1 rRNA gene is annotated in these 1,589 nt (G+C 48.0%); it reads left to right on the plus strand.

What is annotated here, in order from left to right:
* Position 1: 1 nt before the first annotated feature.
* Positions 2–1,512, plus strand: a 16S ribosomal RNA gene (locus OFO10_RS08245).
* The last annotated feature ends 77 nt before the right edge of the window (positions 1,513–1,589 follow it).

The following is a 1,589-nucleotide window of genomic DNA, read 5'->3' on the forward strand; positions in this document are numbered from 1 at the left end:
TTTTATGGAGAGTTTGATCCTGGCTCAGAGTGAACGCTGGCGGCGTGCCTAATACATGCAAGTCGAACGGACAAGTAAGAGCTTGCTCTTATGAGTTAGTGGCGCACGGGTGAGTAATGTATAGTTAATCTGCCCTACACTGGAGGACAACAGTTAGAAATGACTGCTAATACTCCATACTCCTTCTTAACACAAGTTAAGTCGGGAAAGTTTTTCGGTGTAGGATGAGACTATATTGTATCAGCTAGTTGGTAAGGTAATGGCTTACCAAGGCTATGACGCATAACTGGTCTGAGAGGATGATCAGTCACACTGGAACTGAGACACGGTCCAGACTCCTACGGGAGGCAGCAGTAGGGAATATTGCTCAATGGGGGAAACCCTGAAGCAGCAACGCCGCGTGGAGGATGACACTTTTCGGAGCGTAAACTCCTTTTGTTAGGGAAGAACACTGACGGTACCTAACGAATAAGCACCGGCTAACTCCGTGCCAGCAGCCGCGGTAATACGGAGGGTGCAAGCGTTACTCGGAATCACTGGGCGTAAAGGACGCGTAGGCGGATTATCAAGTCTCTTGTGAAATCTAACGGCTTAACCGTTAAACTGCTTGGGAAACTGGTAATCTAGAGTAAGGGAGAGGTAGATGGAATTCTTGGTGTAGGGGTAAAATCCGTAGAGATCAAGAAGAATACCCATTGCGAAGGCGATCTACTGGAACTTAACTGACGCTAATGCGTGAAAGCGTGGGGAGCAAACAGGATTAGATACCCTGGTAGTCCACGCCCTAAACGATGTATACTGGTTGTTGCTATGCTAGTCATGGCAGTAATCCACCTAACGGATTAAGTATACCGCCTGGGGAGTACGGTCGCAAGATTAAAACTCAAAGGAATAGACGGGGACCCGCACAAGCGGTGGAGCATGTGGTTTAATTCGAAGATACGCGAAGAACCTTACCTAGGCTTGATATCCAACAAATCTCTTAGAGATAAGAGAGTGCTAGCTTGCTAGAATGTTGAGACAGGTGCTGCACGGCTGTCGTCAGCTCGTGTCGTGAGATGTTGGGTTAAGTCCCGCAACGAGCGCAACCCACGTATTTAGTTGCTAACGGTTCGGCCGAGCACTCTAAATAGACTGCCTTCGTAAGGAGGAGGAAGGTGTGGACGACGTCAAGTCATCATGGCCCTTATGCCTAGGGCGACACACGTGCTACAATGGCATATACAATGAGACGCAATATCGCGAGATGGAGCAAATCTATAAAATATGTCCCAGTTCGGATTGTTCTCTGCAACTCGAGAGCATGAAGCCGGAATCGCTAGTAATCGTAGATCAGCCATGCTACGGTGAATACGTTCCCGGGTCTTGTACTCACCGCCCGTCACACCATGGGAGTTGATTTCACTCGAAGCCGGAATGCTAAACTAGCTACCGTCCACAGTGGAATCAGCGACTGGGGTGAAGTCGTAACAAGGTAACCGTAGGAGAACCTGCGGTTGGATCACCTCCTTTCTAGAGTACAAATGAATATTCTCTCACAAGATATTCATCATAAACTCAATCGTCCTTGTTTAGGTTTGAGGGATTGA

Origin of the sequence: Campylobacter sp. VBCF_06 NA8 (assembly GCF_027737825.1) — a bacterium.
GTDB lineage: Bacteria > Campylobacterota > Campylobacteria > Campylobacterales > Campylobacteraceae > Campylobacter_B.